The sequence below is a fragment of the Neobacillus pocheonensis genome, assembly GCF_050477905.1.
GTDB lineage: Bacteria > Bacillota > Bacilli > Bacillales > Cytobacillaceae > Neobacillus > Neobacillus pocheonensis_A.
Map to the genome: position 1 here is coordinate 1 of NZ_JBCNAD010000078.1, position 7641 is coordinate 7641.

Consider the following 7641-nt stretch of genomic DNA (forward strand, 5'->3'; position numbering starts at 1 on the left):
TTCGTCAGCTTACCCTTTTCTTGTAGGTTTATTTGCATTCTCACCATATTCATTCAACTCAAGCACCATGAATTACACCACTCCATCGAGTAGGCTTTCGTCAGCCGAACTGGTACGGTAATTTCTCACGCCTTTTCACCGAGCTTATAACACTATCATTCTTACTAAATCCAGTGCTATTCGACTAAGAGAGAACCCTTCAGGGCGTTACCCCGTCATTTGATTCTTCGATATAACCCTTCAGTTCCGAAAGGAACTGCCTAGCCTTTACCAGAGCATTGTGTGACCAATCTCAATTTAAACCAGGAACATTTCGCACAACTCTTGCACCCGTTAGCTTAAGTAGGATTCTTCACAATCCTGCTTATTCACTATGGATTTCAAAACAAAAATAACCGAATGCCAAGTCTTCTTCAGTAAGTCTCAATTCAACCTTCGCAGATTCAAATAAACTGGGTAACATCATATTTAAAAGCTTAAGATATCCTTCAAGTAAGGATTTATAAGTTTTAGGGTCATCATATCTGCACAAGGGGGTATGTATTTTCCCTGTTTCAAATTCTTCGGATGACACAGTGTTACTATCTCTGCCTATATTTTCTAAAATGTGTAATTCCTCATCTTGAACAGTAAGCCTCCAAGAATGTGGTATCTCTGGATCTTAGAGTCTTGCACCCCGTAGCTGAACAAGGTGGAAAACGAGACTAAGAAGAAAAAATCAACTAATCTCCAATAGCGTATATATGTTTCTTTTGTTTTATCGCAAATTCGCATAGTTCCTTTAATTCTTGTGCAAAAGTCGTTATTTCTTGTTCTTTTTCACCAGACAAATTATATTTATTAATTAAGGCTACGCATATTACTATTAAATCTGGAATCTTATCTCTATATATTATTGTTTGAAGATAAGGGTCAAGATTCAAAAGAAGATTAAAGTCATTACCATAACCCTTTTCCTTTTTTAATAAGTATGCGTGTATTCTTTCGTTAAAATGAACATATTTTTCTGCCTTTGACGCTTCTTTGTCGGTAACTCCAATTGCAAAATCTATTCCACAAATAACTATCACATCCCAAATCCTAATAACAGTAATTATTATTATTTTTATCAATTCTTATTCCGCTAAACTGCCCCTTTTAGCACAACAAGAAAAAAGACCGCCGCAGCGATCACTTTCTTTAACTCTTGCACCCGTTAGCTCAACAAAAAAAGTTTTATTTAGATAGATTTTTTAACCACTGTTCATTCCACTGAAAATGTAATTCACTATTTTCCCCATGTAAAAATATATCTTTAGGGTAAGGTAAAGCAAGTTCAGGCATATTACTTGGATTAAAATATTGAAGTTCAGCCGTTTCGTTATCTATTGGGCATAATTCACCACTTTGAATTTCGCAATCAAACATAAAGACGCTATACTCCACTTGATGGCCATTAGGATATTGGTAACGAAAGTCTTTCCCAACAAATACACCTAATAGCTTTTTAGGAAGAACATATAATCCTGTCTCTTCCCATACTTCACGAACAACTGCTTCGGCAGGTGCTTCTCCAAGTTCAATTGCACCAGCAGGGAGACTCCAGTTCTCGCCATTTCCTTTGTTTTGTAATAAAATTTCTCCCAAATCGTTTCGAACAATCGCTGCTACACTTGGCATAAAAATTAGTTCATTGCCGACTTTTTCTCGGAGTTTTTTATAGTAATCCGACATTCCCATTTTCTAACCACCTTGAGTTATGTATTTCTATATAAATTCTCTCCGATATAAAAATCACCTGTTTTTCTTTGACTAATTGCCACGTTAGTACCACAAGAAAAAAAGGATCGCCGCTGCAACCCTTTCTTAAACTCTAGCACCCGTTTGTTGAAGAAGGACTGTTAGCCCTGTCTTAATATTTTAGAGAAAATATAAGGTTGACACTTTATTAATTCAGTGACTAAGTCACCGAAAACAGTTATAGTTTCCTCCCATGGGTGTCCTAAATAACCCCAAGTAAAATTTTCATTAACGATAAAGGTGTAATCACCGTCGGGAAAAACAAACAAAGGAAAATCTTTAAGTTCTAATTGACTCACCTTAAAACACTCATGTTGCCAATCAAGTAAGTACACATTTTCGTTATTTTTGGCAGTTTTAGTTATAGCAAACACAATTTTTTCATAGTCTTCATCGGACATTTCTACCTCAATCAAGTCAACATGAGATATATCGTATGTGATGAAGGGTGATGGCACCTCATATGAAGGAAATTCTGTCGTACTAGGTTTAAACTTAAACTCTTTGTTAAATCTCCCCCATACTTTCCTATATTCTTTATCATTTAATTTTTGTCTCAATTTCTTAAACACGTCCTTTAATTTTACTTTTTTAAATTAACGCACCCGTTAATTGAATAAAGGATGTCATAGTTTTTTAATTATCAGCTTCCAATTCATCTGCAAACTTAATCATTTCATCTTGTATCTTGTTAGCTAAATCAGGGGTAGTAAAAATATAAATATCAGGTGCATCAGGACTATCCATAAAAGCATTTATAATAAGTTGAGTCTTTTTGTCTTGATAAACAATATCGAATTTACCAACCTCATATTCATCATCGGGTTTCATTTTTTCTATCTTTTCTTGTACTTGGGTAATTTCTTTCTTTGAAAAACCTGAATCTATTAATGGGCTAATATGCTGTAAAAAAGGTTTAACATTGTTCATATCAAAATTCATTGATGCTTCTTCGGGGTTTTTATCTTGAATTTTAGGTGCAACAGTATCACTACAGCCTCCAAGAAAGATAAATAATCCAATAATAATAATTACTGTACTTTTCAATTTCATCATACAACCCCGTTTTTATTAAATATTACCATTTCAAATTCTGTTCTTGTTGAATTTTCTTTAAAAATTCATTTGAATCTTATCGCACTAACCTGCTACCGTTAGTACAATAAGCAAAAAAAGACCGCCGCAGCGATCCGTCTTAAACTCTTGCACCCGTTAGCTTAAAAAGAAAATTCAACCTTCTTTTCACATAAGAATTCCTGCTCACAATTCATCTCGTAGGGTCCCTAACATAATTTAAATAGATAAACAAAATTAATTTATATTTTGTCCACACCTTTCCTTCACTACGGAATTTAATAGTAGAAAGGGGGTTTTGAATATGAGTATGGATGATATTGTTTCAATAGGGGCAAATTGTGTACTCCGCACGAGAAGAAATGGTTTCTTTCTTTTAGCCGAAATTGAAGTGGAAGCAGGTAATGTTGACATCGAGGAATTCGTGTTTATTCGGATTTCCGCACGAGAGGCAACTACTTTAATAAATGCAGGAGTTATGGAATGTACAGTTTTAAACAACTTTGATGGATTTAATATTAGAGATGTGGAATGTGTATTTATTGTGGATGGAGAGGCATTTGCTGTGTTTGATGTAGAAGTCGGCGGCATGGACCAAGCAGTACTTGTCAGAATTTCACTAGGACAAGCACGGGCTTTAATCAACAGGGGTGCACGACGATGCACACTAATTAATAGAAGAATTTTTTAAAAACAATAAAACTTTTCACATGTGGGACTATTAATTAAGTAGTCCTTTTTCTATGGACAATTATTCTATGCAATCCCGTCTATTCCTTCTCCAGCTAACTTGCCCAATAGTGGAACAACAAAAAAAGGCTGCCGCAGAACCTAACCCTTATTGAACTCAAGCACCCGTTAGCATAATAAGAATTTTATTAAAACAACAATAACTTTCCAAGCCTATAAACATCAAACAAAAGAAATAAAGAAAAACAAATCATAAATAAATAGAAAATTCCCTTGGACAATTTCTGTTTAAAGATATTAAAAGTGCTAAAAAGGACTCCTATTCCCACTAAAATTTGCGATACCACAAAATTAATTTCGTAATGATGAAAAAAATCAATGGTGCTAAGTGCCATACCAATGATTAAAAGTGCTAAAATAAAATATTTCACTCTATCCTTACTCCTTCCCAGTTTATGTATGATACCAAATATATTCTTTGGTATCATTAGGAAATCCTTCTGCAACAAAACTGCTTCTTTACTTTAATAAGAAAGGTGATTACCCGTTGGTTCAGTAATCACCGCTATTTCTACTCAATAAAGTTTATTTTATTTTCCTGACACCATTCAATCGCAATTTTTTAAAACAATGGTCACGGTATGAATACCATTGGTCTTCCAGTTCAAAATCTATTATTTTGTCCTTAAACCTTCTAAAGGCACCCTTTCCCCTGATTGACCTTAATAAGGCGTCCTGCTTTCGTTCATCACTTACTATTAGGCAAAAGTTTTCCATTATTTCATACTCATTTACTTCATATTTGGTTGGAAACTCTATATAATTTTCGAAGTTTTCAACCACATCTATTGCAATCATTTTGGTGTCTTGTTCCCATACAGGTAAATTATCAAATGTTTTTTCTTCTTCAGAAGCTCTCAAGTCCTCTGATGTTACTAACACTATTTCACCCGTCTTAATATTTAGGAATGAACGTGACTCTTCAAACTGTATTTCCATTTCCTCTATTATATCTTTCAATTTCACTTGTATAGTCATTATTAGATCACCTTTTTTTATTTATTACTATTGCACCTGTTAGTTGCAGATCATAGTTCTCCAATATACCAAGTTTCTCCACCATATATTTCAAAGGGTTCGAAATAATCCTTATTAATTATTGTGGATTTAGTTCCAATAACATTAAATCCCGAAGGAATTTTTACATTCCATTCTTTTGAAAAATCTCTGTTATTTTTTAATTTTATTACCGAAACATCGCCATTGTTCCATTCAAATTCAGGTTCATCAATCACACTGTGTATATAGACTTTAGTAGCATACCAATAATGAAAATCAATCATAAGAAGCACTTTAGCTAAGGGGCAATCTGCAGGCTTTAATTTTATTAAATGTTGAGTCCTATCAATCAAAAACTGAAAATATTCACTTTTTACCCTGTATTGCACTTTAGGTGAATTAAGCCAGTCGGTGCCCTTATTAGGAAGATGATATTCAAAATACCCATCAAAATCAGCAGGAAAAACCTTAGTATCTTCTTCAAAGTTCTTATAAAACTTTATGATTTTGGTTTTTAACCCACGAACTTTTTTTATTTTCATTTTTTTACCACTCCATATTTCTCTTTCCACTTAGGTTCTACACTTTTCCATTTTACTATTTTTTTAAAAACTAATCTGCTACATTACATCAATAAGAAAAAGTCGCCAGTAATAGCAGCTTAACCTAAAGCTCTTGCACCCAGTTTGTTTAATAATAAAATCTTATAAAAACTAAATTAATCTCCTTTTGTGTATTGAGCTATCCCTACGCCGTTATATTTTTAGTGTAGCCGTTTTTTTTGGCGGTTTAACATTATATATAAACTGCTCTGCTTTACCATCCACAATTTCATCGCTGATTAATCTAATAATATTGCCATCTTGATCGTGTTCTACACTTAATCTTTCCTCTTCATACAGTTCTAATTGCGGCGAAATATTAAAAAAGAAATCCACTTCGGAAAGCCTATCGTTATCGTATGTGTATTCCTCATAATGAAGATCAGCAAATTTCTCCATTCCACACACGCTTCTTTCATACTTCATTAATTTTCCGTTATCGTAAATGCACTTGGACACCACTCCCAATTCGCCTAAGTTATCAAATTCCAAACCATAAACCACATCTCCGATATATATCAAATACTCTTCGTTAAAACGACTGTTTGGAGTTGTAAACTCATTTACACCCTTTACTCGTAGCAGTCTACCATCCATATCAAAGCCATATTCGTAAGAGTAATTCCCAAATTCAGGTTTCTTCTTTTTGAAAAGCCTGCCCCTTTTCATCCCACCAATTATTAAATCTAAAACTGGACTTGGACAGTAGTATCCACGATGAATCGTTTCTCCGCCTTTAGAATACTCCAACCTTACAATTTTCTCTTCCGCAGCAGTGCGTAATTCTGACAGTTTGTCCGCATACTTCTGTTTGATGCTGAACAACTCGGCGATAATCTTTACAAAAGCATCTAACTTCGATGGATCGATTTGAACCGAAGCCTTTATTTTCTTTTTTGCATCCTCTAACCAATCATTAAATTCCGCCATCATATTTTCAAACTCATCCACATTAACACCTTCCTGCCCTATAAATGGATCTAAATGCCCAACTTCATTGCATTCTTATTCTACCTGAACTAATTTTTTACATTCGAATTATAAATTTCAGGTGCTTTTTCCATCTTACTAACAAACATTCTTGTTCCACTAAACTGCTTCGTTAGTTGAACAAGCACCAACCGAGTTAGTGCACAATTTCCTCGTATTGTGCACTAAATTTTATTGAATTTTTTTAATCCCAAGAAAGATAATATTTAATAATTAAATGGAGGAGATGATTAAAATGACGGTCAACAAATACGTTAGAAATATTCTAGGTGTTGATGTACGTGCCCGTTTTTCTACAGCAGATAGCAAAAATAATTATGACCCCTTCAAAAATCCCATTATCCATAAACAAATAAATGGACGAGAGATAGTTTCGCTTAATGTTAAAAAATTATGGGGGAAATAAATCATCCAAAATATTGAAAATTGTGTTATTGTCTAAATATAGATAATCAAGATTTGCATATGATGTTACATAACAAAATCTTGTTCATTTTCCTTAACCATCCTTTTTAGGATGGTTTTGCATTAGGTTAAAATTAGTAAATCTCCAATACATAAGCTAATAAATATTCCGCATACTACTTTTGTAATTTCAATTTTATTGCGGAAAGAGGTCTTTAAATGACAGTTGGAAAAGACGTTCAAACAGTTTTAGCAAGTTTAAAAAGTGCACAAGCAAGCTTTGAAACCTTCGCTTTAGCAACCGACAACCAAAACGCTAAACAACTTTATCAACAAGCTGCACAACAAACACAATCTGTTCTTGAAAGTCTTGAACCACGTCTTCAAGAAATTCAAGCCGAGGAACCACAATACAAACAACAATAATTGTGTTCTGAACTTAGTGGCATTTCCTATTATATGGAATTAACTTTATTAATTAAGTTCCATATAATACTTTGAAAACAATTTATACGTCTATCTTTAAAGACTACCTTTCTAGGGTAGTTTTTTAAGTTGTACATTCGTTACGTAATATCGCTCAAATATGTCATAAAGATTGATTTTTTATTAAACTATCCTCCCTCAATAAAGAAAGCGAAATCTCACGATTTCTTCGTTTTTCTTAGATTTTCATAGTTGTTTATTTACTAGTAATTGCTTTTTAGGTGGGTAAATATCACTCGAAAGGATAAAATTGGACCCAAGAAGAAAAAAGACTCATAACCCACCACCTAATTACTTACACAAATTGGTAAATGAGTAAAAATATGATCGCACTGGTGGATGTCCACATTTCTCATGGAGGTCAACCCTTCCATGCCTCACAGAGTCTTCGCTCTCAAATTCCTTCGTCCAACCTTTCCATGAGGTAGATGTCATCCATGCTGCCCCACAGGGTCCTGCCCGTAATTTAGTTGCTTTGCCGACTAATCCGTGCTTCAAATGTACCCGTCCTACAAAACACACAACTACTAATTTATCTAATATAAAAGAGAATTAA

At 33.8% G+C, this 7641-nt stretch carries 11 protein-coding genes; 3 read left to right on the forward strand and 8 right to left on the reverse strand.

The features are described from left to right. Positions 1 to 722 precede the first annotated feature (722 nt). From ABES02_RS28355 to ABES02_RS28370, 4 genes are all read right to left on the reverse strand, one after another. Complete coding sequence (locus ABES02_RS28355; protein WP_430141172.1) at positions 723 to 1112, reverse strand: hypothetical protein; 390 nt, start codon at positions 1110 to 1112, stop codon at positions 723 to 725. A gap of 103 nt (positions 1113 to 1215) precedes the next feature. Then, positions 1216 to 1719: an NUDIX hydrolase gene (locus tag ABES02_RS28360; protein ID WP_430141174.1), complete on the reverse strand. Its 504-nt coding sequence runs from the start codon at positions 1717 to 1719 to the stop codon at positions 1216 to 1218. 161 nt (positions 1720 to 1880) lie between these two features. After that, on the reverse strand, positions 1881 to 2339 hold the full coding sequence (locus tag ABES02_RS28365; protein ID WP_430141175.1) for a DUF2716 domain-containing protein: 459 nt from the start codon (positions 2337 to 2339) through the stop codon (positions 1881 to 1883). A 76-nt stretch (positions 2340 to 2415) separates the two neighbouring features. Further along, positions 2416 to 2832, reverse strand: coding sequence for a hypothetical protein (locus ABES02_RS28370; RefSeq protein ID WP_430141177.1), 417 nt, complete (start codon positions 2830 to 2832; stop codon positions 2416 to 2418). A 325-nt stretch (positions 2833 to 3157) separates the two neighbouring features. On the opposite strand from ABES02_RS28370, the gene ABES02_RS28375 reads away from it, so the two are divergent. Beyond that, the gene (locus ABES02_RS28375) at positions 3158 to 3544 is read left to right on the forward strand and encodes a hypothetical protein (RefSeq protein WP_420491692.1); all 387 of its coding nucleotides are present in this window, start codon (positions 3158 to 3160) and stop codon (positions 3542 to 3544) included. Positions 3545 to 3731: 187 nt separating this feature from the next. Here the strand turns inward: ABES02_RS28375 and ABES02_RS28380 are convergent, their stop codons facing one another. From ABES02_RS28380 to ABES02_RS28395, 4 genes are all read right to left on the reverse strand, one after another. Then, positions 3732 to 3974 carry a hypothetical protein gene (locus tag ABES02_RS28380; RefSeq protein WP_430141178.1) on the reverse strand — a complete coding sequence of 81 codons (243 nt, stop codon included), beginning with the start codon at positions 3972 to 3974 and terminating at the stop codon, positions 3732 to 3734. Positions 3975 to 4128: 154 nt separating this feature from the next. Further along, complete coding sequence (locus ABES02_RS28385) at positions 4129 to 4581, reverse strand: UPF0158 family protein (protein ID WP_430141180.1); 453 nt, start codon at positions 4579 to 4581, stop codon at positions 4129 to 4131. 50 nt (positions 4582 to 4631) lie between these two features. Further along, positions 4632 to 5144: a DUF3916 domain-containing protein gene (locus tag ABES02_RS28390; RefSeq protein ID WP_430141182.1), complete on the reverse strand. Its 513-nt coding sequence runs from the start codon at positions 5142 to 5144 to the stop codon at positions 4632 to 4634. A gap of 213 nt (positions 5145 to 5357) precedes the next feature. Next, complete coding sequence (locus ABES02_RS28395) at positions 5358 to 6155, reverse strand: hypothetical protein (RefSeq protein WP_430141183.1); 798 nt, start codon at positions 6153 to 6155, stop codon at positions 5358 to 5360. A 274-nt stretch (positions 6156 to 6429) separates the two neighbouring features. Between ABES02_RS28395 and ABES02_RS28400 the strand changes: the two genes are divergently transcribed. Together ABES02_RS28400 and ABES02_RS28405 are read left to right on the forward strand one after the other, a co-directional pair. After that, positions 6430 to 6600 (forward strand): hypothetical protein, encoded by a 171-nt coding sequence (locus ABES02_RS28400; RefSeq protein WP_430141185.1) that lies wholly within the window; start codon positions 6430 to 6432, stop codon positions 6598 to 6600. A 218-nt stretch (positions 6601 to 6818) separates the two neighbouring features. Continuing rightward, positions 6819 to 7025, forward strand: a complete 207-nt coding sequence (locus ABES02_RS28405; protein ID WP_430141187.1) for a DUF1657 domain-containing protein — start codon at positions 6819 to 6821, stop codon at positions 7023 to 7025. Positions 7026 to 7641 lie beyond the last annotated feature (616 nt).

Coding starts and splice junctions, on each gene's coding strand:
- ABES02_RS28390 (WP_430141182.1), bottom strand. CDS start 5,144: ATGAAAATAAAAAAAGTTCGTGGGTTAAAAACCAAAATCATAAAGTTT.
- ABES02_RS28400 (WP_430141185.1), top strand. CDS start 6,430: ATGACGGTCAACAAATACGTTAGAAATATTCTAGGTGTTGATGTACGT.
- ABES02_RS28375 (WP_420491692.1), top strand. CDS start 3,158: ATGAGTATGGATGATATTGTTTCAATAGGGGCAAATTGTGTACTCCGC.
- ABES02_RS28385 (WP_430141180.1), bottom strand. CDS start 4,581: ATGACTATACAAGTGAAATTGAAAGATATAATAGAGGAAATGGAAATA.
- ABES02_RS28360 (WP_430141174.1), bottom strand. CDS start 1,719: ATGGGAATGTCGGATTACTATAAAAAACTCCGAGAAAAAGTCGGCAAT.
- ABES02_RS28405 (WP_430141187.1), top strand. CDS start 6,819: ATGACAGTTGGAAAAGACGTTCAAACAGTTTTAGCAAGTTTAAAAAGT.
- ABES02_RS28370 (WP_430141177.1), bottom strand. CDS start 2,832: ATGAAATTGAAAAGTACAGTAATTATTATTATTGGATTATTTATCTTT.